Origin of the sequence: Adhaeribacter swui, assembly GCF_014217805.1 — a bacterium.
Lineage (GTDB): Bacteria > Bacteroidota > Bacteroidia > Cytophagales > Hymenobacteraceae > Adhaeribacter > Adhaeribacter swui.
This window is the reverse complement of the sequence record NZ_CP055156.1, coordinates 805,065-829,663: the sequence shown is the minus strand read 5'-3', so window position 1 is coordinate 829,663 and position 24,599 is coordinate 805,065. Positions and strand designations below refer to the sequence as shown.

Sequence of the window (24,599 nt, the reverse complement as noted above, 5' to 3'; positions counted from 1 at the left end):
CATGAAAAAGCTTCTGCTATTTTGGCTATTGGTTTTAGGGGGCTTAAAGAGCTATGCGCAGCACGATTTATATAATTGGCATGTAAAAGCGTATGCAGGTTTAGGGCATTACTTTAACCCCGACCTGAAAACAATTGACTACCTGCAACCCGATGAAAACTTTTGGTACCGCCTCGAAATTGGTCATAGTTTAGGTAAATCTTTTGGTTTATCTGCGAATGCATCCATGGGAAAGATCCGGGGATTAGCCCCGCTAGGTGGTTATTTTACCGCCGATTCCCGCATGACTGCCCTACGACTTTATTTTTATACCGATAATGGTTGGTTGTTAAAAGAAAATGCGCTGGTAGCACCTTATGTATTTGGTGGCTATGGTTTGAGTACTTTAAAAGATGCTCCCACAAATGACAAGTACCAGCAAGCCTTACCTTTTGGATTAGGCTTTAAATTTCGGATCGCTGACCGCTGGCAACTCGATCTGCAAACCGAAGCCGTTTATCATACTACCGCTTCTGCCAACGACATCATCGCGCGGCAGAATAAGTATAATAACAGCTTTTTGTATACTGGAGTAGCTTTGGCTTATAATTTTGGCTTTAAGCCGTCGAGTTTTAAAGCGGCTCGTTTCTACTCCAGCTTTCAGCAACCTTTACCACCAGAAACGGCTACTACTGCTAGATCGGTATTAACCAACTCCACTATAACTCCCCTGGCTCCCCTGCCAATCGATTCAGTGGCTCCAACAACAGGGGTAAATCAAATAGTTGATACTACTATTAGCAAGCTCCAAACCCGTACAACAACGTTAGATTCGCCGGATTTCCGCTCAGCCGTTCCCCGTTTGGTGGTAATTCGCGATACTGTTAAAGTGAGAGATAATAGCTATGGTGCAATCCCCGACACATCTAGCACTACCACCTTCAGAAGACAAATACAGGATAGTATCACTAATGTAAACCAAAAGCGCTTAGCAGCACAGACCAAGGCAAGAAGCCATGATTCGGTACTAACCGCCGCGCAAAGAAAAGTTGTTGCCGATAGAGCAAAAGCCCTAAATGACCGGGATAGAGCTTTAGCGGAGTACGACCAGCGTACCCGTCGCGCTAATGCATTACGACAAGCAGAATTAGACCGGTCGCGGGAATCATTAAACCGGACTTCGGCTTACCGTACCAATCCCAGACCTGCTCCGGTTTATCAAACCCCTTCTCCGGTGTACAATAACAGTCGTACTCCGGTAGTTCCCGTAAACCCGAGCGCCACCGTATTGCTCGATAACGACCGAAAAGACTTAGACGAAGTAAACCGGAAAAATCTGCAATTACGCTACGCCTATGATTCTTTAAATGCCCTACGTAGCCGCGATACCGCCCAAAATGCACAAGTTAGAAGGCAAAATTCCGTGGCCTATAATAATTTAAATAGCCAATTAATGCGGTATATGCAAGACCAGGCTACCTTAAATGATAGTTTACGACAAAGATTAAATCTTTATGAAAACCAGTTAAGACGTTCTCCGAAACTAGTGGCCCCAGTGCCAGCTACTAATAATGTAACTACCTCTGGTTCTGATTTACCAGGGCGCGAAATCAAATTTGATTCTACTATATTCTTTAATAAAAATAGCAATCAGATTTTGCCCTTAAATTTTAATAATTTGCTTGGGTGTGCCACTTACTTAAAAGCGAACCCTAACCAAAAAATTCAGCTTACGGGCTACGCTGATAAATCGGGGAAACCAGAATATAACTTAATATTGAGCCGCCGAAGAGTAGAAGCCGTTTCGGAGTTTTTGCAATACCGCGGCATCGACAAAGAGCGAATTCTCATGCAGTATTTTGGCGAAGAAAACTCCACTGACCCGGTAGTAACCCTGGATCGAAAAGTAATACTGCGGATTTTAAACTAAATTTTAAATTTTTTTAACAGGGAGTTAACCAGGTGGCGCAACGGTTAACTCCCTGTTTTATTTGTATGTTTATGAATGGTAAACCGCAGTCTATTAACGATAACCCACAGTTAGGATCCTTATTTATTCATGCTAAAAAGAAAAATTTTAAATTTTTGGATAGCAGTTTTAAGGCTGATTTAATCCAGAGGTTTTTATACTTGAAATACTGATTGAAGCCAACTGCAAGAAATGGTACTGTTGTTGTATAGGTAATATGCTATATAATATACGTTAAATTTAAATTTCTTGTAATTAGTTTATGAAAACAAACTTACTCCGAGTAATAGGATTATGGTTGTTGCTTTTTTTGCCTTTCCAAATATGGGCGCAGGGTATTGATTCCGCCGCTTTTCAACACGAGCAAATTAAAGAATCTTTTACTTACCAAACCGGAAAGATAACCCTGGGCGATGGCTTAGCTATTTTACAAGTGCCGAAAGGCTATAAATTTTTAGATGCCGCGCAAAGTCAATACGTTATTAATCAACTGTGGGGCAACCCGCCGGATAGTTCTACGCTCGGCATGCTTTTCCCGGAAAAAGATACGCCGCTTACCGAAAACTCTTACGCCGTGCATATTAGCTACTCCGAAGAAGGCTACATTGAAGACGATGACGCCAAAGACCTGGATTATGCTAATTTGCTGAAAGGGATGCAGCAAGATACCCGCGATTTAAACTCGGAGCGGGTTCTGGCGGGTTACCCGGTAGTAGAGTTAATTGGGTGGGCCAGTAAACCTTTTTACGATGCCTCGCAGCATAAACTGCACTGGGCTAAAGAAATTAAATTTGGCGACGAAGAAGCCAACACCTTAAATTATAATGTGCGGGTTTTAGGCCGAAAAGGGTATTTATTATTAAATGTAATTGCGCCCATGCAGGTTTTACCGGTGGTAAAACAAAGTATTCCGGATATGCTCCGGGCCATAAATTTTACCGAAGGCAACCAGTACAACAATTTTAACCCCGATATTGATGAAGTGGCTAAATATGGTATTGGCGGTTTAATTGCGGGCAAGGTGCTGGCTAAAGCAGGTTTTTTTGCATTTATTTTAAAATTCTGGAAAGTTTTGGCCGCCGTGGCTATGGGCGCTTTTTACTACTTTAAGCAAAAATTTAAAAACAAAAAAGAAGCGGTACCGGCCTTGGTAGTGGTTAACCAGGCTAATCTGGAATCTGTACCGCCAGGTTTATGATTTTTTAAAAATTTTACTTAAACACAAAGCCCGAATACACGTATTCGGGCTTTGTGTTTAAGTGCAACATTGTTTATTCATTTATTCAGGATTTTGAAACTCCGATGGAGCCAGGAAATTTTAGAAATTTTATTTTCAGCAATTTCTAAATACATTATGCTTTTCCATTTATTTTATTCATTTTTCTGAATTAAATCCGGACAAAGTTTAATACTTTAATTGCCTTTAAATACTATGAAAAATAAACTTGTATTAGCGCCTTTAATGGCGGCTTTTTGCTTGGTTTGCTTTGGTTTTTACCATAAAATGGCAGCCCAGTGGAAAACAGTAACTCCCGAAAACTTACCTTTACCGCGTCACGAAAATGCTTTTGCCCGGGTAGGCGATGCTTTTTTTCTGTTGGGTGGCCGGCAGATTAAGCCCGTAGAACGGTACGATGTAAAAACTAACCGTTGGGAAAAGCGGGCTACCCCGCCTTTGGAAATGAGCCATTTTCAGGCCGTTACGTTTAAAGACGAAATATACGTAGTAGGTGCTTTTACGGGCGGTTACCCCCACGAAACGCCCATTCCGCGCATGTACATTTATAACCCCAAGCAAGATAAATGGCGCGAAGGACCCGAAATTCCAGCAGATCGCTGGCGGGGCTCGGCAGGAGTAACGGTTTATAATAATAAAATTTACGTGGTTTGCGGCATCACCGACGGACACTGGGACGGCCAGGTAAGCTGGTTCGATGAATACAACCCCGCTACCAACACCTGGCGCAAAATGCCCGATGCACCCCGCACCCGCGATCACGTTTCGGTGGCTGTAGCCGATAACCAGTTAGTAGTAGCGGGCGGTCGCCGGTCAACGGCCCGCGTGGATTCAGTGCTAAACACTACCATTGCCCAGGTAGATGTATTCGATTTTAAAACCAATAAATGGCGTACCGCGCCGGCTTCTCAAAACATCCCAACGCAACGGGCAGGTTCTACCGCGGTGCCCCTGGGTAGCAAAGTAATTATTATCGGCGGCGAAAGTCCGCAGTTGGTATCGCACAACGAAACCGAAGCTTTTGATGTGAAAACAAATACCTGGCAAAAACTAGCCCCGATGCAAACCGGTCGGCACGGCACCCAAGCTGTAGTTTATAAAAACAAAGTGTATATCGCGGCTGGTTCAGGCAACCACGGCGGCGGTCCCGAGTTAAACTCCCTGGAAGTAATGGAATAAAGTTATTCTTTATACAACAGTTGAAGTTCGTACGAACCAATCTGAATTTTATAATTAATCTGGATTTTTAAAAATTTAAAATTTTACAAGCCACCCATGCAACAAATAGCTTCAGCCAGGTGCAAAGAACGACGCTAAACTGTTCGAGCGTTCAGCGAGTTTTTAGCGTCTTGCGTTTTTTGGTTCTTTTTGTGTCAAGACAAAAAGAACAGAACCTCAGCTATGAAACAACTTCACTCAGCAATCAGAGCTAAAGCCGTAGCTATGCGAACGAGAACTTTTTAAGTTAACTTGATTCGAAAGTCACGGAAGTAAATCCGCGCCAAATTTGGGAGCCATAGTAAGGGTATTTTCTGATTTGGCTAACTTAGTTAGAAAGTCAAGGAAGTAAATCCGCATTATCCTGTGGAGGCGTAATTTTTTAAATTTTTAGATTATCCAGAATAAAGTATGATATCTAATATGTAGATAAGAGTGTCTTAAATACTACTATGAAAGAATATATTCTTGCCTTCGACCAGGGTACCACCAGTTCGCGAGCTATTGTATTTAACCGGCAGGGCAAAATAGTGTCACTGGCTCAAAAAGAGTTTACGCAAATTTATCCGCAACCCGGATGGGTAGAGCACGATGCCAGCGAAATCTGGTCTACGCAGGTGGGGGTGGCAGCCGAAGCCATGTCGAAAGCCAACCTGCTGGCTACCGATGTAGCTGCCATTGGCATTACCAACCAACGCGAAACTACTGTAATCTGGGACCGGGAAAGCGGTAAAGTAATTTACAACGCCATTGTTTGGCAAGACCGGCGCACCGCCGATTTTTGCGACGAACTCAAACAACGCGGTTACGAAGAATTAATCCGCGAAAAAACCGGGCTTGTAATTGACGCGTATTTCTCGGCCACTAAAATCTACTGGCTCCTGGAAAACGTACCTGGCGCCCGCGAAAAAGCCGAAGCAGGGCAACTCGCTTTTGGTACCATCGATTCCTGGCTCATCTGGAATTTAACGGGTCGGCAAGTACACGTAACTGATGTAACCAACGCTTCCCGCACCTTACTTTACAATATCCATACCCTTACCTGGGACGAAGAATTGCTGGATTTATTCCGGATTCCGGCCAGTATGTTGCCCGAAGTTAAATCGTCGAGCGAAGTAGTAGGCGAAACCAGCGCGGCTTTGTTTGCTACCCGCATTCCTATTGCGGGTATTGCTGGCGATCAACAGGCGGCTTTGTTCGGGCAAATGTGTACACAACCGGGTATGGTAAAAAACACCTACGGCACTGGCTGTTTTATGCTCATGAACATCGGCGAAAAGCCTATCATTTCTACGCATAAACTGGTAACTACCATTGCCTGGAAAATAAACGGAAAAGTACATTACGCTTTAGAAGGGAGCATTTTTATTGCCGGGGCCGTGGTGCAGTGGCTTCGTGATGGGCTGGGGCTTATTTCTTCTTCTGCCGAGATAGAAAACTTAGCAGGTAAAGTAAGCAGCAGCGAAGGCGTATATCTAGTGCCGGCCTTTGCCGGATTAGGCGCTCCGCACTGGAACCAGCACGCCCGTGGCACTATTGTGGGAATGACCCGCGGTACCACCAACGCGCATTTGGCCCGCGCTGCCCTGGAGAGCATTGCGTACCAAACCCGAGAAGTGCTTAAAGCCATGGAAGCCGATGCTGACATGCAAATTGCCGAGCTGCGGGTAGATGGAGGAGCTACCGTAAACAACCTGTTATTGCAGTTTCAGGCTAATATTTTAGATGCCCGGGTGGTGCGCCCGGAAGTAACCGAAGTTACGGCCATTGGCGCGGCTTACCTGGCAGGTTTAGCTACCGGCTATTGGTCTAGTTTAGAAGAAATTCAGCAGCAATGGCAGATAGAACGCAGTTTTGCGCCGGAAGAAAATTTTACCTCCGAAGAGCTAATTAAAGGCTGGAACCGGGCCGTAAAAGCAGCCAAAGTTTGGGCCGATGGCTAAAAGTTTTGCTGCTGCAAGAATTACCGGTGCTTCACGGGTTTATTAGGCGCTTGCTTTAAACCTGTTGCCAGATTTTTAAATTTTTGCATTTGGGGCAATATCAAAAGAAAAATTTTAAAATATTTATCAAAGACATCCACTATAAAACACTTGTAAAACATGACTCCCTTCACGGCTGAATTTATCGGCACCTTGTTTGTTATCTTACTGGGCGACGGTGTGGTAGCCAATGTACTTTTAAAAGGCACCAAAGGTCATAATAGTGGTTGGTTGGTAATAACAACTGGCTGGGCCTTAGCGGTTTTTGCCGGGGTAGTAATTGCAGCGCCGTACAGTGGGGCGCACTTAAACCCGGCCGTAACGTTAGCGCTTGCCATTGCCGGTAAGTTTAGCTGGGACCAGGTAGGCATGTTTATTTTGGCGCAAATGCTAGGCGCTATGGTGGGCGCTTTGCTGGTTTGGTTGCTCTACAAAAGGCACTTCGACGATACCGAAGACCCGCTGCTGCAGTTAGCCGTGTTTAGTACCAGTCCGGCTATCCGGCATCCGTGGGCCAATTTGTTTAGCGAAGCAGTAGGTACTTTTGTGTTGATATTCGTGATTTTTTACGTTACTAACCCCGAGCTGGGCACCGATAAAACACCTATTGGGATGGGCTCGTTAGGGGCTATTCCGGTGGCTTTTTTGGTGTGGGGTATTGGCCTGAGTTTAGGCGGACCAACGGGGTATGCCATTAATCCGGCCCGCGATTTTGGCCCCCGTTTAGTGCATGCCGTTATTCCTTTAAAAAATAAATGTGCCAGCGATTGGCATTACGCCTGGGTACCCGTAGCGGGCCCCATGTTAGGTGCTGCTATAGCCGCAATAATATACCTGCAATTGCAATAAATTTTAAAAAAAGTATTTAAACGAGCCAGCTAAAACATAGCTGGCTTTTTTTATGGTAGGGCGGTAGGTAGTTGGCATAACCAGCAGCCAAGGAATGCCATTAAAGCTAACCCGTATGCTTTGCAGATTTTTAAATTCTTACATAAGGCAAAAATAATATGTAGGAATAAAGAAAAAAGGAAAACCAAATACTAAATAAATTAGTTAAATAACTTTGAAATGAGGAAAAAAAAGTGATTTTTGCCAAATAAATTAGTATAAAACGCCGTATACATTTAGCTAAACAGGTTGTTGTAACATGAGAATTAAGAAAACCCGGGAAAATCCTTCCACTAATTGGCGCGAGAAAATAGTTATAGGCATTAAAGCCATCGCCTTTTTAAGCGCTTTGTTCGAGTTAATTAAAGGAATCTTTCTGTTTTTGAAAGATATGGGTGTGTTTTAAATGCATGCGCCGGCAATTTTTTAAAATTGCCGCTCATTTGTATTGATTAACTAATTAAATTAGTAAAATAGTAGAGGTTACCTGTTATATTTGTTATACTGCATTACCACCAACTTCTACTGGTGGTTGTTATACTATGCGACTAGTTAATAAGCCGCTAATAGGCAGGCTGTTTTATAAAATACCTTAATTTCTAGTTGCGGCGTATTGTTGTAAATCAACGGGGGCAAAAGAAGTAAATACGCTTTCCGGCAGTTTATCAAAAACCTGAATATCGGTGATTTGCCGCTCGCCCCGGTCGCCGGATAGTTTAATAGAACCGTAGGTCTGGTAATTTTTCCAGGGAATGATAAAGTTAGGTTCGGATTGATTGGCTTCCTGGAAATAAGCCCATTGGGTAACTAAATGGCTGTTTTTATCCACGTAAACCTTGTAGGCGTTATTAGGAGTAGTCCCCACTTCTTTAAAAGTAAGCCGCAGTACATCGGCTGCTTCGCCGGCTTGGGTGGTATCTTCGCCCAGGTACTTTAGCGTTAAGCCCGAGTCTTTTAATTTAAAAGGCATAAACACCCAGTAAGAATCATTAATCCAATCTTTTTTACCTTGGTCCAGGTACTTAGCCAAAGAATCGGGTTGGGTTACTTCAGCTCCTTGCCGGAATACTTTGCCTTTGCCATCATTAATGTTTACCAGCACTTTAGTATCATCTTTTAAATAATCTATGCGTACCTGGCCGGTATATTTATCCCAGATTAATTTGCGGTTACCGAAGAAGTTCCAGGCTACATAATGCGTGGCATCCCAGTTTTTACGGCCTCCCTGGGCCGCCATAACCTGGTCTGCAATTTCAATGGCTTTCGGGTCGGAGCCAGCCGCATCGAAGCCCGCCATCGGTGGATTTTCTGCTTTGGAGTTATCGGTAGCATTTTGTTGGCAACTGCCGAGGCTCAATAAAGCGCCAATAAATAAAAGCCAAACGAAACTTGGTAGCGTTTTCATAATCAGGTTAAAGAAAACAGGGTTAAAACAGATCTTATAAAATTTATTGAGTACCCGTAGTAAGGTACCGGAATTTTGTTATTAAGTGCTTAATATTAATATGATCCAAGAAAAAACGGATTGCTGATCAATTTAAATGATTGAACCGGGATGTACTTTAGGCACATTAACCTTTACGCCCAGGAAATTTTAAATTTTGCTGAACTTTAAAAAAACAGTTTAAGGTAAATAAACTGCTGCAAATTAAGATTTAATTAATCACTTCCATTTTTTTCGATAAATAATTCCGGTTCCGGCAAGCCAACCCAGCATTAACCAGTTATTTAGTACCGAGCTGTACCAGGCGGCACCACCAAACCAGGCCAAAGTATTGGTAATTAATACGGCTACCAAAAACAAATAAGGCAAAAGCAGTAATGAAGAATTTAACCTACCCGCCGACAGTTGTAATTTTTGCACTAATTGGGTGGTGTATCTTTTTACCATGATTGCTAGGGTTCTTATTGTTTCCTACACTTTATTGCTTGTTGCTGAAGCAGATAAATTTAAAAATAAAAGTTTCTCCGGCAAATTAGTGGCTTAACTATTATAGTATTTCCCGCACTTTTTAAAAATTCCATTTAAAGCTTTCGTTATCTGGCTTTGCTGTAGTAGCTACGTGAAACTACGCAATTTGGTAAATCAAGTATTTACGTAAGTCTGCTGCCCCCTTGTAGGCTACATTTGTACAATCAAACAATGCCCGGATAAACTCTCTAACTATAAAATAGAAAATCAATCCAAATGAAAAATTTTAAAAAAATATTTTCCACGTTACTGCTCAGCAGTTTAGTAGCCTTTGGTATGAGCAGTTGCGACCCGGACGAAAACACGCCCGAGCCCGGCACCAATAATCCCGAAAACCCCGACGAAGTAATTCAAACGCCTTATACGTCCATTCCGAATGAGTTGGTGGGAACCTGGTACGCCGACCATAACGCGAAGCCACTAACCGTTAATTGGGAGCAAGGCACCTTTCAGGGGGAGCAAGGCTTTCGCGAATTTCGTACCATGGTATTCACCAAAGACGGTAAGAACGCCATTGAATACACTTCCGAAATATTTAATATGGGTGATGAGGTAAAGCAATATTTGTTTAAACGCGTAGGTACGCTGGAGTACAAAACCAATCCGAACTCGTTAACTTTTCATGTGCAATCGGGCAAGGTGCGGTATTTTAGTAATAAGTTTACCGGCTACAAAGAATCGGATATGGTACTAAAAGATTGGCCGACGTACTTTAGCGTATTGCTTAACCCGCAAGCATCTTCTTACGCTTCGGCTACCAACTACTTAACTGCCAAAAGAACCGATGGCGCCAACCAATACTCCGTACGTTACATTAAAGTAGATAACAATAACCCCGGTGGCGGAACCACCGATCCGGATGATTTATACGCCAACCCACCGGCTAACGGAACTTACGTTAAAATTGAAAACAAATACTACCCAACCGTTACAATTGGCAATCTGGAGTGGATGTCGGTAAATTACGCCGGTGCCGGGGGCATGAATAACTCTGAAAAGCCGCACTACGGTACATTTTACAGAAGCATGGATTTAAAAGACATTCCGGTGCCGGCAGGCTGGCGCATCCCCACCAAACAAGATTATATTAAATTGCTGCAATCGCAAGGTTTAAAACTGAATGATTGGGAATCGACGGACGGCGAAGATTTACAGTCGAAAAAACTACTGGGGCAATTAATGGCTACTAAGGGCTGGTTAAAGCAAGACGGTTACGCTAACAATAAATCGGGGTTTAATGCTGTGCCTGCCAATTACATGGCGCAAAATGCCAGCCCTAACGGCGAAGGTGCTAACTGCTTTCTTTGGACTTCCAGTCAGGACGAAAATGAAAACCCGGTAGCTTTTAAAATTATTCAGCTCCCCAGCGATACCTACGCCGCTTTTTCAGCTTTTCCGGTGGGCTATTACCCGCCACATTTACCACTACGGTTAGTAAGAAATAAGTAAGCGCAGTAGTTAACGTTGTAATAAAATCTGTTCTATAAAGTAAAAGTACCCGGTTTGTAACTACACGAACCGGGGACTTTTACTTTATAATCTATTTAATCCGTAAGGAATTATTCGGTTAGTTAAGATAAATTTTAAAACGGTAAAAAGAGAAAATTTTAAAATTTAGAGCCAGGAGCTACCTCTGTTTGTAAGTTTTAACCGGAAAAGCAGCCAACTAATAAGTTTAAGTAGTTAGTAAATCTCGGAAAGGTCGATCATTTTTAAGTAAGGATCCAGATCATCGCTGTTTTTAAAACTTCTGATGGAATTTATTTCATTATCGGCGAGGCGATACCAGATTTCTACAAAAAATTTACCCATCGAGTACAAGCACACATTGCAATTACTACTGTACCGGACCGCTAAAAAGTTACCTTGGTTCCAGATGAGATTGGTTTTTTGCTGCAGATTGTTTTGGTTAAAGTCCGATAATTCCATAATTACATATAAAAAAGCAAATATAGTAAACTTTGTTTTTTAAGTAAACACCAGCAATGTATTATTCCGTTATTTTAAGCGTACTTGGTAACAAAAAAAATTAAAAAATAAATCTTAGTGTTTCCATAAACGCAGGCCTAACCGGTACTCAATAACATCTGCTTTTATAAAATCGTGTAATTTTAAGCCGGCTGCTACGTAAATATTATGCGTAAGCGGGTAGCGCATTTCTAAACGTTGGTAAAAAGCAGCATCCGATTTATAAGGCCGGTAAGCGTACCAACCCAGGTAAGTGCCAAAACCTAATTTACCAATGGTTAATTCGTGGCCAAAGTTCAGGGCAACTCTTTTAATATCCGGCGTGGTACCCGGCTTTACCCTGGGGTCCCAGTTGCGGCGCGGAAACAACGATGGATCATAGAAACCTTCCAGGCCCACCAATAAAGTACTTTTGGGATTAATTTGCTGCATGGCTCCCACGGCAACTGATTTTACTACATAGGTAGCCGTATCAAAATCGTTGCGTTGTTTTACGCCCACACTGCCGCTCATAATAAAAGATAATTTGTGCCCGGGCATGGGCCAGGGTTGTACCAGCGGTTCAAAAGCGGCTTGGCTGTGGTAATTAAGCCCTAAAGTGAGCGTGCCAATGTTTATACCCAGGTTGGGTTTAGAATTGCCGCCGTTGGAATAATGGTTGATACCCGCCGCTGCCACCACCGAAAATTGCGGACTAATCCGGCGTTCAAATTCGGTTCTGAGTTGAATGACGGCGTTTAAAGGGCTACTTATAACATTATTGGTTGCGTTTATTTTCCGGTCGAAGTGGTTGCTGAAATAAGCCAATCCGGTGCCAATGCGTACGCTAATGGTGTATTGCGGGCCTTGGTGCACATATTTATTCAGGTAAATGCTGGCTGCTAGCGATTTACCCAAGCTAGGTTCCCGGTAATCAAACGCGATGAGCGAAATGCCCAGCCGGGGATACCTGTAAAGCTGGTGCCAAAACTTAGTGCCGGTAGTTTGCGATTGCAGGTTTAATTCAATGCCCTGGGGCTGTACTCCCCGCAAGTGCCGGATTTTAGCGCTATGCACCAACACCTGACCTCCCTGGTAAGTTACCCCTATACTTATTGGATTTTGATTCTGTGCCCAGCCAACCCGGCAGATGAGTAAACCAACAATAAAAAGAAAACTAATTCTGACTTTCATTAACGAAAAACCCACCTTGGCAATTTGGCATAAAATTAGCAGTTAATTTTAAAAAATATCCTCTCTTCTGTTAAGCTTGTCCGGTACACGAGCTGTGGAAATTTCTTTTACCTTCCTGCGTATAAATTACTTAAGTGCAAATTAGGCAAGTTGGTTATTGTTAAAAAATATCAATAAAAAACATTTTTTTATCCTAGAATGCAACATTTTATTTTATCTGCGTATACCATCCATAAAACATTATATAAATTAAATACAATATTTTTTTAACATTACCCAAGTTAATTGATTAAACTAAATTTTATTACTATGAAAAAGATTGCATTTTTACTATTTACTGCTTTAACTTTATCGTTTGCGTCGCAAGCGCAGATAGGAGTTAAATTAGGTGCTAACCTGTCTAATCTGGCAGGTGACTTACAAGATGAAGATAACTTCCAGAATAAATTAGGCTTTGTAGGTGGTATTACTTACAACATTCCTTTATCCAGCGATAACTTCGTTTCAATTCAGCCAGAATTATTGTATTCGCAGAAAGGTTACAAGCGTTCAGATTTTACTACTACCAATGCTGCTACAGGCCAGCAATTACGGTACGAAGGCAAAGTAAATTACAGCTACCTGGATTTACCTATCTTGTTAAAAATTAATGCCGGTCCGGTATTTTTCGAAGCAGGCCCTCAGTTTTCTTACTTGTTAAGCATTAAAGATAACACCGAAGTAACCGATGTGGCTAGCGGTATTGATTTTGAATCTTATAACCGAATCGATAAAGATCCTTTAGCTGAATTTGAAGTAGGTTACGCCGCTGGAGTAGGTGTTCAGATTCCGTTAGGTTTAACCCTGAATGTACGTTATAATGGTAGCGTAAGTGCTTTAGCCAAAGACGATAATCGCGACGAATTAGCCAATGGTCGTCACTCAGTTTATCAGGCAACTCTTGGTTTTAAATTACCAATGGGTAATAAATAAGCTAAATTTTTAATAATTTAATTAAAAAGCCGCTGGGTACATTACCCAGCGGCTTTTTTTATTCTTGTTGCGTGTTTATTTAAATAAGCGCCGGTCTGAGCCTATATCTTTTATTGATTTGTACTCATTTCGGAGTAGTATTTATAGAAATATGGGATGGTTTCGATGCCTTTTAAGAAGTTAAAAACGCCGTAGTGCTCGTTCGGGGAGTGGATGGCATCTGAGTCTAGGCCAAAGCCCATGAGTACCGTATCAATGCCTAACTCGGATTTAAACATAGCCACAATCGGAATGCTGCCGCCGCTACGTACCGGAATTGGTTTTTTGCCGAAGGTTTGCTCAAAGGCTTTACTGGCCGCCTGGTAAGCAATGGAGTTGGTAGGCGTTACTACGGGTTCGCCGCCGTGGTGCGGAGTTACAGTTACGGTTACACTTTTGGGCGCAATGGCTAATAAATGTTTTTTAAATTTTTCGGTTATTTCTTCAGATGTTTGATTGGGTACCAGGCGCATCGAAATTTTAGCCGAAGCTTTTGAAGCAATTACCGTTTTAGCCCCTTCGCCGGTATAGCCGCCCCAAATGCCGTTTACGTCCAAAGTAGGCCGGATAGAGTTACGCTCCATGGTAGAATAACCTGCTTCGCCGTGCACATCGCCTAAGTTTAAGGCGCTTTTATATTCTTCTATATTAAAAGGTGCTTTGGCCATTTCGGCGCGTTCTTCAGAGCTTAATTCTTGCACGTTGTCGTAGAATCCCGGAATGGTAATGTGGTTGTTCTCGTCGTGCAAAGAAGCAATCATCTGGCACAAAATATTAATTGGGTTGGCTACCGCACCGCCGTACAAACCCGAATGTAAATCGCGACTAGGGCCGGTAACTTCCACTTCTACGTAACTCAAGCCCCGCAAACCCGAGGTAATGGACGGGATATCGTTGGCGATAATGCCGGTGTCCGAAATAACAATAACATCGGCTTGTAAACGCGCTTTATTTTCTTGAACAAAAATGCTTAAATTATTAGAGCCTACTTCTTCTTCGCCTTCCAGCATAAATTTAACGTTGCAAGGCAATTGGTTTTCCTGCATCATAATTTCAAAGGCTTTCAGGTGCATGTACAACTGGCCTTTATCGTCGCAGGCGCCCCGGGCATAAATTTTACCGTCTTTAATTACGGGTTCAAACGGCGGAGAATGCCATAATTCATAAGGGTCGGCGGGTTGTACATCGTAGTGCCCGTAAACCAAAACGGTAGGCAGTTCGGGGTTTATTAACTTTTCGCCATACACGATGGGGTAGCCGGCTGTCGGGCAAATTTCTACGTTATCAGCGCCGGCATCGCGGAGTTTTTGCGCCAGAAAATCGGCCGCCCGTAACACATCGCCCTGAAATGCAGGATCAGCACTTACGGAAGGAATACGGAGTAAATCCAGAAGCTCCGAGATAAACCGGTCTTTATTAGCTTCAATGTATGCGTTTGGATTCATAAGTTATGATAAAATGCGATTTAAGATTTACGCGTGGTAGTCAATTGAAAAAGAGATTTTAAAATAAATATTGTTTGGTTTAGGCTAATGTAAACGAGTTGCCTTTATAATTAATAATTTAAAAAATTTGCTAATTTGCTTCCTCAGGTAAAAAGCTAGAACTCCAGAAATACTTCAGGAGCTACATTCTAGAAAACAAAAAAAATTAAAATCTATGGCTGTTTTATAAAGGGAAACAATCTGCCGTGAACTAGCTTTCTGTGTTAATTTTTTAAATTTTTTAATTTCCCCGATTTCAGGAGCGTTTCCCGAATAACGTAATGGGTACTTTGCTTTCTACGCCGTTAACCAAGCGATTAATATTTTTGCGGTGCGTGTACACGACTAAACCGGCCAATAAAAAGGCAAAAATGGTAAGCACCGGTTTATCCGGGTGAAAATCCGGAATTAAGATTAGCAGCAACGGAAAAGCCAGCGCCCCAATCATGGAACCCAACGATACGTATTTAAAGAGTAGCAGCACCACAATAAAAATTCCAATGCAAATAAGGGCGGCCTGGGGCTGAATAGCCAGTACCATACCCAGTAAGGTTGCTACCCCTTTACCGCCTTTAAAGCCAACATATACCGGAAACACGTGCCCGATTACCGCCAGAATACCGAAAGCTAATTGATAATAAATTAAATTTTCCGGAGAAATAGCCTGCACTTGCACCAACACGTGGGCTAAAGAAGTGGCGGCCCATCCTTTTAACACATCAAAAAGTAATACAAAGGTGCCGGGCTTTTTACCTAAAACCCGGAAAGTATTGGTAGCACCTCCGTTTTTGCTGCCATGCTCCCGCACATCAATCCCGTAGAATTTTTTACCTACCCATACGGCAGTAGCAATAGAGCCAATTAAGTAAGCAGCAATTAAAAGTCCGATAATCCAGAATATTTCCATAGTCTTAATAAAGAAGCGTATTTTATCTTTTTACGGCAACAAGCCCCAACAAGATAACAAAAGTACCAAAACAAGGTGTAGTTTACTAAGAAGAATACTTTTGATACGAATCCAATTAATGTATTAAGACAGGTTAGTTGCAAGACAGGATTCCAGAATTTACTTATTCCGAGATAATTACTACAAGCTGCAAATACCGGAAAGCTGCAATAAAAAAGGCAGTAAGTTTACTGCCTTTTTTAAATTTTTAAAATGGTGGTTAATTCAAGTCAATGTCCGGTAAGGCATCGTTATCGGTGTTTTTTTCTTTTTTCTTTTTCTTCGGTTTTTCCTGTGGTGCTTCGGCTGGGGCGTTGTTATCTTCGTTTACCGGTGCAACTTTTTCCTTCGATTTCTTTTTAGCGGGTTGCGGCTCTTCCGGGGCTTCTTCCATTTCGGCAGCCGGGTCGGCTAAATCGCTGGTTGCCTTTTTCGCTTTTTTGACTTTTTTAGTTGGTTTGGCTTCCCCTTCTTCTATAAAATCATTGCTCGGTTCTACTTCGTCGGCCGCAACTGGCGCCAGGCCCAGGTAAGTTTTCCGGAAATAATTTACAAATTCCGTTTTCTCGAGTGCCTCGCCCGCTGTTACATTAGATGAACGTTTAGAAGCGATAATACCATTTACCTTATCATCCGACGATGCTACCGTAATTACATTATCGGCGTAACTGATATAGTACCACAACGAAGGAATCGGTTCCAGGTAAATCGTTACAATGTCGCTCTCGGGGCCGCGTTTCACTTCCAGGTAACCAGGAATTTGCGCATTAATGTCTTTCTTTAAAATGTTCGATAAAGCTAGTTTTCCTTTGCTGTGCCAGGCCTGGGTGGTATCGGACCAGTATAAAGGTACGTTGTTAAACACTAAACTACGCACTAATTTGGATGAGGCGGCAGGTAGCGGCACGTGACCTGCAGCGGTTTTTGCTATATACTCTTGTACGCCTTTGTTGCCAATAAATTCGGCTAATTGGTAGCGCAATTCGGTACTGTTCGCATCTACCGCTTCAGGAGCGCCGCCGTTATTATCCGCAATAGCGTTAGCCATAGCACCCAAGGCCGATTCCGGAATAGCCAAATCAAAAACCATAAAAGCATTAAACTGGTACCGGTTCTGATTAATTTTTGCCTTAATGGCGCCCGCAGAAGTAAGTCCGAGCGTTTTATTTGACTGAATCAAATTAAACTTGCCTTCGTAACGGGCCTCGGAAGTAGCGTCGTTGTAAGTCATTAGGTTGCCTTCATAGGCGCCCGCATCAGCTTGCTTGGCTTTACCTAACATGTACTGCTTATTGGCTTTGTCAAAAGTAAGAACTCCATTAATGGTAAATACATCTAAATCCGCTTCGTCTACTTTTTTAGAACCAAAGGTTGGGTACAATTTACCGCTATTGCTGGAAATATGCAGGCCCGTGATGCTAGCGCCTTCTTCGGTGTTTTTGTTATTTTCCAGGTTGATTTTTACTTCTTTCGGATTTACGTCGGAGGCAATGTAAGGTACCCATTCCGAAGCACCGGCTTCTTTGGCAAAGCCTATTTTAATAAAGCCATTAAAATCCAGGTATTCTTTGTTGGATTGTAAGGTAGCGCTGCCTTTAAATTGCACGTTTGGCGCAATAAAAAACTTGTCTTCTTCTTTAATCTGGGCTACCGCCGAGGTGTACGGACTGGTATCGAAAGTAGCTGCTTTCCGGCGCTTTTTACCCAGAAAACGCATGGGGCCTGCACCCGCCTCGTTGCTGGCGAGTAAATCACTGCTGGCGCTATCAGTCGGAGTTTTAGGCGTTTCTTTGGATGTTTGCGCTTCTTTTCCGGCTTTTAATTGTTTGCGCGATTTTTTTGGAGTGGCGTCCGCTATTTCTTCCGTAACATTTGCCACCGGACCAGCACCCGTAGAATCGGATTTAACCTCAGTGGGTTTATCCGCAGATTTTTTAATTTTGTTTATTCCTGCTTTTTGCAGCCAGCTTTTTTTAGCAACCGGGGCTGGGGCTTGCGGATTTTCTTTGGCCTCGGCAGCCGCAATTAACTCAGCGGCAGAATACTGTTTCGGTTTTACTTCCGGTATTACTTCTTCGGCTTTCATGTGGTGCATGGCAAAATCACCGAATTGTAACTTAAAGGTTTCGGAACCCGCATTCACATAATCCATGGTGGCTTTACCGCGGTATTCTGTCCGGGAAATAACATCAATCTCTCCTTGGTACAGTTTATGAAACTTATTAACCGTATCAATAACCGTAGCCTGTTTAAAAGGCCGTAAATCGGATTTATCGTTTACAAATACTTGTCCGCTATCCGGTAAAATATGGGCATCCGCCGAAGCAATGTAAGGTACACCGCCAATTTGCAGGGTTTGTTTAGTAATGTCGTACGTGCCGGAAGCTGCATTAAATTTTAAATTTCCATGTTCCGGGTTGGTCGAAATAAAATAAGCTTTGTCGGCGGTAACCCCTTTGGGTTGGTTTAAGGTTACCAGCTTCTTTTTAAAATCGTATTTACCGCCGCTGAGCGAAGTTTTAAACTGAGCAAAAGGAAAGGAGGTACTGGCAAAACCAGCTTTTTCGGGAGAGAAGCTAGCGTAGCCTTCTTTTAAATTATATTCCAGCTTTACGTCTTTGGCCTGCATTACCGGCTTATCGGGCGTTTTGGATTTGGCCTCAAAGGTGGCATGATTACCTGTAAAACTATTACGACTAAAATGTAATTCCGGCGAAATGATTTTGGTATCGACTCCTTCCAGTTCCCCATCACCGGCAAAACCTTTTGGGGTTACAATGGCAATGCCCCGGTATTTAAATTTATCACCGTACATGGCAATAGCATCGGTGGTGGTACTGATATTCATCGTATCACGTTTGGGTAGCCATTCCAGGGCGTATTGTTTAAAATTAGCCTGCATAAAATAAGCATCGCCAATGGTGCTTTCGGCCACGGTAGCTTTGGTGCCTAGCGTTAAAGTTTTATCCAGGTAAAAGGTAAAAGCGTTAGATTGTAAGGTGGTGGTTAAGTATTTAAGCTCGCCGGCACCTTGCAAACCTTTAAAACTCATGGTTAGCTTATTGTAATACTTGCCCTTGCCTCCGTACACTTCAAGGCCGTTCTTGGGGATTTCGTATTCAAAACCAAGCGATTGATCCGGCATAATGCCGAGCGTTGTATTAAAATCCGGGAAGATTCCGCCCGAGTGAAACCTGCCTTTAAAGCCAATGGTGTTTGGGTTGGAGCTATTTAAACTATCCATTTTAAACGCCGGAATAGCAAAGTAAACCGTGGTATCGTAGGCTCCTCCCAGAATTTCGGGTTTGTTAAAGTAAACGTAAGAAGGCGAAGACGCATCGAAGGTAGGATAGCCGCCTAATTTCTTTTGCCCCGATTTATTATCGGGCCGGTTTAAGTATAATTTGCCGCTAGACTTGCTGGACGCATTAGCCAAGTATTGTTCCCGTACTTTATCGTCGCCTTTCATACTTTTTACCTTACTCCGGGTAGCAAAAGCAATGGTGTCGATTTTGGCCATATCTACGTAAAAGCCGTTGTAATCAAAAGTAAACTGCTTGCCTACAAACCGGAAATAAGAAGCGTATACCTTGCCGTTAAACAATATATTGCGGTTTTGTAAAACGCGCACCTGGTTGCTGTCGGGTTTGGCGTAAACAGCGCCGGAGTCGCCGGTAAAGTAAAACTTTTCTACACCCCGGATTAACAGCTCATTTTTATTTAAGTTGATGGTGGCATTTTTTCCGCTGGGTGCTAAAGAACTTAAAGTAATGTAATCGTAATCTTTCTTTTCGCGGGAAGAACTCACGTAATGCCAAGCTTTGGGTTTAATGGTAACTAATCCAGTTGCATTGTTGTAATCAATAAAGGCTTGCCGCTGTAAAGCAGTCATGGCTCCCCGGATAATGGATTCTTTCATCTTTACATCCCGGGCCAGATCCGAAGCGTAAAATTGATTGGTTTTTTGCCGGGCCGCAAAACTCACCGCTACTTTTAAGGGGTGGAAATCGGCGGTTCCCTGAATGGCCATCCACCGGTCCAGGGTAAAATATTCTTTAGAATCAAAGCGGGCTGGTACCTGATTTTTGGCATTTATAATCGAAAAATTAATCTGCGGCGTGGTGATATCCCAGGAAAGCATTTCGGCGGATATTTCCATCTGGTGGTACGAATCGAAAAATAAAGATTTTTTAAAATCCCCCGCTTCGCTGATTAAAGTTAATAAGTGTTTCTTGGGCGCGTATTTCAAACGCATAGCCGGATGGCTGATAGAATCTTTTCCGCGGTACAAAACTACGGAAGCAATTTCGGTTGAAATTAAAGAGTCGGAGAGGGAGTAATTGGCCGCCGAAGCTTTAAACTTCTTTTTGCCTTCGTGCTCCACAATAATGTTCGATAAGCTCCTGTCTAAAGCCCCCGTCATAATTTTTTTGCCCGCTAAAGTAATACCCCCCACGTAGGTAATCCCCTGACCGATACTTTTTAACCGGGCATTGTTGGTGTAAGAGATAAACTTGGGATAGCCACTATCGGCACCTTTAGCGGCTTTTACACTGCGGTATTCCCAAATGCCATCCACGGGTTTTTCGAGTACGGCCGGGTAAGTTAACGTTACTTTTTCGGCTTTTAAACCGGGCTTGGTTATATCAAAATGAAAACCCTGGAACTCCGCCGAAGCGGTATTGCTGCCATCCGTCCATTCGTAACGGCCTTGATTTGCCACCAAGGTTTGGCGGGTAAGTAAAATAGCACCACTTACCTTCTTCAGCGTCAAAGAGTCGTGCGGCGTCGCAAATTTTAAATCAGTGTTTTGTAAAACTAACACCGCACCCGTAACTGGAATGGTGTAGGCGGGAATTGGTTTAACGGGTTCTTCTACTTTCTTGGCGGGCTCAGCTTTTTTAGCAGGAGTTTTTACCGTACTTTTCTTTGTAGTGGTAGTTTTCTTGGCGGGCGCTTTCTTAACGGGTTTAGATGCTCTGCTCCAAAAATCATCTTCTTCGGTAGTAGAAACCGGAAAGTTATCTGGCGGCGCTTGCATCGGCGGTAAATCATTTACGATGGGTGCCGGAGTAACTTCAATGGGACTGATATCTGGTAAAGCCGCTTGTATTTCTTTGGTGGAAAGCTGCGCACCTGGCCGGTATTCAAAGGAAAAAGAGCCGTTTTGGGCTAACAGGTTGCTGTAACCGGATTTAAAAATATATTTATTACTTAGGAACAAATACGAAGTAGCCAGAAAGTTTTCAAATCCTTTTACTTCGTCTTTCTCCAACGATTCCCCGGCAACCTGCAGAAACTCATCCAGCTTAGCGCCACTTAGTTTTTGAATGGTAACCCCACTGACCAACGCGCCATAAAAATTTTCAAAATGCGGACGGGCTTTTAGCTTTTTCTGCTGCATCTTTTGCGAAATGTCCATGATTTTGGCCTGCTGGGCAGTAGTGAGCGTATTAGCCGACCATACTTGTTCTAACTGCGCTGTTACTTTCAGGGCTGCCTCGTTACGGGTAGGTGCCATTAAGTTTTTTACCTGAGCGGTAAATTGAGCCGGATCTTGAAATAGCTTTGCGTTTTGTGCTTTTAAGGGAAAATAAGCAACAACCAGTATAAAAGTAAGGAGTAGATATAAGTGCTTCATGCTAATAAAAGATCATAATCAGAGGCGTTTACGAAATACCGCCGAAACCCAATTGTTTTTGGTGCGCACGGAGGTAAACTCTAAGTTTGCTGTTTGGGCTTTATCCTGAATTAAATCTAAATCTTCGGTGTAAAACCCGCTTATTACCAAAAAGCCGCCTGGTTGGAGCTTAGCAGAATAAGCTGGAATATCGTCGAGCAATACATTGCGGTTAATATTAGCGAGTACCAAGTCGTAAGGTTCATCGGCGGCAATTTGCTGAACATCGCCCAGGCGTACTTCAATACCGGAGCAATTATTAATTTCAGCATTCTCACGGGCATTTTCTACGGTCCAATCTTCAATATCAATGGCCACAATGCTGGCCGCGCCCAATTTACAAGCCATAATTGCCAGAATGCCGGTGCCGCAACCCATATCTAAAACCCGCTTGCCTAGATGGTTGATGGTAAGCTGGTTTTCAATCATAAGGGTGGTGGTTTCGTGGTGCCCGGTACCGAAAGACATTTTAGGATTGATAATAATATCGTACTGCACGTTTTCGGGTTGCGGATGAAAAGAAGCCCGCACGGAACAAACATTACCAATTAGCAAAGGCTCAAAGTTTTTTTCCCACTCGGCGTTCCAGTTTTGCTTTTCTATTTTTTGGGTAACATAAGCCAGTTGGCCATCCTGGTTGTAGCGCTCTAAAACCGAGATAACATCGGCTTCTGAAAAAATATCTTCGGTGGTGTAGGCAGCTATGCCTTCTTCGGTTTCCATAAAAGTGTCGTAACCGTACTGACTCAATTCAGCGGTTAGGATATCAACTAATTCGGTAGGTGCTGTAATGGAAACTTGTACAAAATCCATAAAAGATATTTTAGCAGGAAGAGTTAAATGAAAATTTTTAAATTATTGATTATAAAACCTTTTAACGTGGGAATGTTCTGTTTTAAGGTGTAATTTTTAAATTTTATTCTCGGCAGCCCGCAAATGAACGGGACTTAGTGTAGTAAATAGAAAAATCGGCGAAAGCCCGGTTAGTGGTTAAAAACAAAACATGATCGGCAAAGTCGTAACCCGAAGCCGGATACCACAGGCCGGGATTATCGGCAAAAAGTTTGTTCTCTTCCTTAAAAACCACCAGGTTGGCAAAAGCTTCTTCGGGTTCCAGGTAAACCGTATAACGAGCCAATCTTTTGTACTTAGGGTCAGAAGTAAGAAAAACCGACCCATAGATGTTGCAAAATTCCGGATTGCGGCTTACCGGATTAATAGTAATTTCTGAAGCGTTGGCCCGAGGATTTATAGCCGCCGGATGCCACAGAAATGAAAATAAAGACAACAATAAACTAACCAACATAGGTCTAAATTAAAGAGAAGTACTGCTTAAACCAAAAAAAATGCCCAGGCGTTCAAGCCCGGGCATTGCTATTGCTAAAAATATACCAATTGTACTATTTAAATTAGAAAGATTTAACAATGTCGGTAAAATCGCGGGATTTTAAAGAAGCTCCGCCAATTAAACCGCCGTCTACATCGGCCTGAGAGAACAGCTCGCGAGCGTTGCTGGGGTTAGCGCTGCCGCCGTATAAAATAGTAGTGTCCAGAGCGGCCTGAGCATCGTAATGGCGGGCAATTTGCTCCCGGATAAAGGCGTGTACTTCCTGGGCTTGCGTGCTGGTGGCGGTTTTACCGGTACCAATGGCCCAAACGGGTTCGTATGCAATTACAACTTGGGCAAATTCTTCGTTGCTTAAATGAAAAAGGCCTTCTTTCAACTGGGTTTCGATCACCTGAAAAGTCAAATCCTGCTCGCGTTGCTCCAGTGATTCGCCCACGCAAAAAATAGGTTTCAGGCCGTGTTTTAAAGCCGCTTTTACTTTGGCTTCCAGTAATTGGTTGTCTTCTTGGAAATATTGCCGGCGCTCGCTGTGGCCCAAAATAACGTATTCTACGCCTACGGATTTTAACATAGCTGCCGAAACTTCGCCGGTATAAGCGCCGCTCTCGTTTTGGTGACAGTTTTGCGCGCCTAGTTTTACTTTTTCGCTGCCGGCCAAAGCTTTACCAATAGCGGCTAAAAACGGAAATGGCGGACAAACCACCACAATGGCGTCGTTATTTACCTCGTCCTGCACCATATTGGTAATTTCGGATACCAACGCCAGACCTTCGTCTTGGGTTTTGTTCATCTTCCAGTTACCGGCTACTATTTTCTTTCTCATATTTTGTTTTCGTGGTTAGTTGCTAGTTGTTCGATTCGCCCGTAAGATTACGGATTTTGTAGGGAATTTTCTAAATCCAGTACCTCGATTATCAAAATTGCCGTTAAAATTTATATTTATGAAAAAGAGATTTAGATCAGAATAAAGCCAATTTTAAAACCTAAACCTATGTGTAGCCGGGTAAATGTGCCTTCGTGTTTATCTACGGGTTCAATGTAAAAATCAACCGGCGGATCATACTCCCGGAGTTCGGCACTAACTGGCTGGTGCTCTATCTTAATCCGTCGTAATCCCGGACCTGCAAACACATCCAGTACTAATTTTTTAGCTACTACCCGCTCTAAACCTACTTTTAAGCAAAAGCCCAGCATACGCCGGTTTACTTCGGAGTAATCGTAATGATACGCTTCTTCGTCTTTTAAAAGCCAATCATCTTTTTTGCGGTATTCTTCGGGGCTGTAAAAAACTTCAGCGCTTAAGTAAGGTTTGGTGTTTTGGCCCGCGCTTACCCAGGTTGCCGGCATAAAGTATTTGGCTTCGGCCCGAATTTTAAAAAATTGGTGTTGTTCGTATTGTAAATCCGGGTTGGTATAAATCTGTTTAGTTAAACTTTTAAAAGGCAAGCCATAATCCACGGAAAAACCGAGTTTGTTTTTTAGCGTGGCCTGCAATCCAACCTGAATAGCTGCTGCCCTAGGGTCGAGGATGGTTAACGGCGATAAACGAATTTGAAGGCTGGTATTTTTAGATTCTTGGGCAGTAGCTTGGTGCGATAGTAAAGCTGTTAAAATAAGCAGAAGTAAAGCCTGGTACAAATTGGTTTTCATGTGCTAAAATTGGAGCAGAATATGAGATTAAAAATTCAAAAATCAGTAATTAAGCCCAGTTTAAGATTAAGTAGAAAACCGTAATTTTAAATTA

General features: G+C 42.8%; 19 protein-coding genes. 8 read left to right on the top strand and 11 right to left on the bottom strand.

From position 1 onward, the window contains the following. Window position 1 precedes the first annotated feature (1 nt). The 6 genes from HUW51_RS04595 (at window position 2) to HUW51_RS04570 (ending at window position 7,679) form a co-directional block, all read left to right on the top strand. Window positions 2-1,909, top strand: coding sequence for an OmpA family protein (locus HUW51_RS04595; protein WP_185272822.1), 1,908 nt, complete (start codon window positions 2-4; stop codon window positions 1,907-1,909). A gap of 301 nt (window positions 1,910-2,210) precedes the next feature. Beyond that, the gene (locus HUW51_RS04590) at window positions 2,211-3,146 is read left to right on the top strand and encodes a DUF2167 domain-containing protein (protein ID WP_185272821.1); all 936 of its coding nucleotides are present in this window, start codon (window positions 2,211-2,213) and stop codon (window positions 3,144-3,146) included. Window positions 3,147-3,410: 264 nt separating this feature from the next. Further along, window positions 3,411-4,364: a Kelch repeat-containing protein gene (locus HUW51_RS04585; RefSeq protein WP_449369436.1), complete on the top strand. Its 954-nt coding sequence runs from the start codon at window positions 3,411-3,413 to the stop codon at window positions 4,362-4,364. Window positions 4,365-4,855: 491 nt separating this feature from the next. Next, a complete protein-coding gene (gene glpK / locus HUW51_RS04580) occupies window positions 4,856-6,346 on the top strand; it encodes a glycerol kinase GlpK (protein ID WP_185272819.1) in 1,491 nt (496 codons plus the stop codon). Window positions 6,347-6,505: 159 nt separating this feature from the next. After that, window positions 6,506-7,234 (top strand): MIP/aquaporin family protein, encoded by a 729-nt coding sequence (locus HUW51_RS04575; RefSeq protein ID WP_185272818.1) that lies wholly within the window; start codon window positions 6,506-6,508, stop codon window positions 7,232-7,234. 298 nt (window positions 7,235-7,532) lie between these two features. Beyond that, window positions 7,533-7,679, top strand: a complete 147-nt coding sequence (locus tag HUW51_RS04570; RefSeq protein ID WP_185272817.1) for a hypothetical protein — start codon at window positions 7,533-7,535, stop codon at window positions 7,677-7,679. Window positions 7,680-7,865: 186 nt separating this feature from the next. On the opposite strand, the gene HUW51_RS04565 is transcribed toward HUW51_RS04570, so the two are convergent. Next, on the bottom strand, window positions 7,866-8,678 hold the full coding sequence (locus tag HUW51_RS04565) for a hypothetical protein (RefSeq protein WP_185272816.1): 813 nt from the start codon (window positions 8,676-8,678) through the stop codon (window positions 7,866-7,868). A gap of 258 nt (window positions 8,679-8,936) precedes the next feature. Continuing rightward, on the bottom strand, window positions 8,937-9,164 hold the full coding sequence (locus tag HUW51_RS04560; protein ID WP_185272815.1) for a hypothetical protein: 228 nt from the start codon (window positions 9,162-9,164) through the stop codon (window positions 8,937-8,939). A gap of 297 nt (window positions 9,165-9,461) precedes the next feature. Here HUW51_RS04560 and HUW51_RS04555 point away from each other — a divergent pair, with 297 nt between their 5' ends. Beyond that, window positions 9,462-10,694: an FISUMP domain-containing protein gene (locus tag HUW51_RS04555; RefSeq protein ID WP_185272814.1), complete on the top strand. Its 1,233-nt coding sequence runs from the start codon at window positions 9,462-9,464 to the stop codon at window positions 10,692-10,694. A gap of 234 nt (window positions 10,695-10,928) precedes the next feature. Here the strand turns inward: HUW51_RS04555 and HUW51_RS04550 are convergent, their stop codons facing one another. Both HUW51_RS04550 and HUW51_RS04545 read right to left on the bottom strand, forming a co-directional pair. Further along, window positions 10,929-11,174 (bottom strand): hypothetical protein, encoded by a 246-nt coding sequence (locus HUW51_RS04550; protein WP_185272813.1) that lies wholly within the window; start codon window positions 11,172-11,174, stop codon window positions 10,929-10,931. A 114-nt stretch (window positions 11,175-11,288) separates the two neighbouring features. Further along, window positions 11,289-12,386, bottom strand: coding sequence for an acyloxyacyl hydrolase (locus HUW51_RS04545; protein WP_185272812.1), 1,098 nt, complete (start codon window positions 12,384-12,386; stop codon window positions 11,289-11,291). A gap of 309 nt (window positions 12,387-12,695) precedes the next feature. Here HUW51_RS04545 and HUW51_RS04540 point away from each other — a divergent pair, with 309 nt between their 5' ends. Further along, window positions 12,696-13,358 carry a porin family protein gene (locus HUW51_RS04540; protein ID WP_185272811.1) on the top strand — a complete coding sequence of 221 codons (663 nt, stop codon included), beginning with the start codon at window positions 12,696-12,698 and terminating at the stop codon, window positions 13,356-13,358. A 110-nt stretch (window positions 13,359-13,468) separates the two neighbouring features. Here HUW51_RS04540 and HUW51_RS04535 read toward each other — a convergent pair whose 3' ends face one another. From HUW51_RS04535 to HUW51_RS04505, 7 genes are all read right to left on the bottom strand, one after another. Further along, the gene (locus HUW51_RS04535) at window positions 13,469-14,842 is read right to left on the bottom strand and encodes a dipeptidase (RefSeq protein ID WP_185272810.1); all 1,374 of its coding nucleotides are present in this window, start codon (window positions 14,840-14,842) and stop codon (window positions 13,469-13,471) included. Window positions 14,843-15,137: 295 nt separating this feature from the next. Continuing rightward, window positions 15,138-15,788, bottom strand: coding sequence for a glycerol-3-phosphate 1-O-acyltransferase PlsY (gene plsY, locus HUW51_RS04530; protein ID WP_185272809.1), 651 nt, complete (start codon window positions 15,786-15,788; stop codon window positions 15,138-15,140). A gap of 259 nt (window positions 15,789-16,047) precedes the next feature. Beyond that, window positions 16,048-21,468, bottom strand: coding sequence for a hypothetical protein (locus tag HUW51_RS04525; protein ID WP_185272808.1), 5,421 nt, complete (start codon window positions 21,466-21,468; stop codon window positions 16,048-16,050). A gap of 18 nt (window positions 21,469-21,486) precedes the next feature. Beyond that, window positions 21,487-22,320: a 50S ribosomal protein L11 methyltransferase gene (gene prmA / locus HUW51_RS04520; RefSeq protein ID WP_185272807.1), complete on the bottom strand. Its 834-nt coding sequence runs from the start codon at window positions 22,318-22,320 to the stop codon at window positions 21,487-21,489. Between the two features lie 103 nt (window positions 22,321-22,423). Beyond that, complete coding sequence (locus tag HUW51_RS04515; protein WP_228466931.1) at window positions 22,424-22,813, bottom strand: DUF6150 family protein; 390 nt, start codon at window positions 22,811-22,813, stop codon at window positions 22,424-22,426. Between the two features lie 103 nt (window positions 22,814-22,916). Continuing rightward, complete coding sequence (gene tpiA / locus HUW51_RS04510; RefSeq protein WP_185272806.1) at window positions 22,917-23,678, bottom strand: triose-phosphate isomerase; 762 nt, start codon at window positions 23,676-23,678, stop codon at window positions 22,917-22,919. 131 nt (window positions 23,679-23,809) lie between these two features. After that, a complete protein-coding gene (locus HUW51_RS04505; RefSeq protein WP_185272805.1) occupies window positions 23,810-24,505 on the bottom strand; it encodes a hypothetical protein in 696 nt (231 codons plus the stop codon). Between the last annotated feature and the right edge of the window lie 94 nt (window positions 24,506-24,599).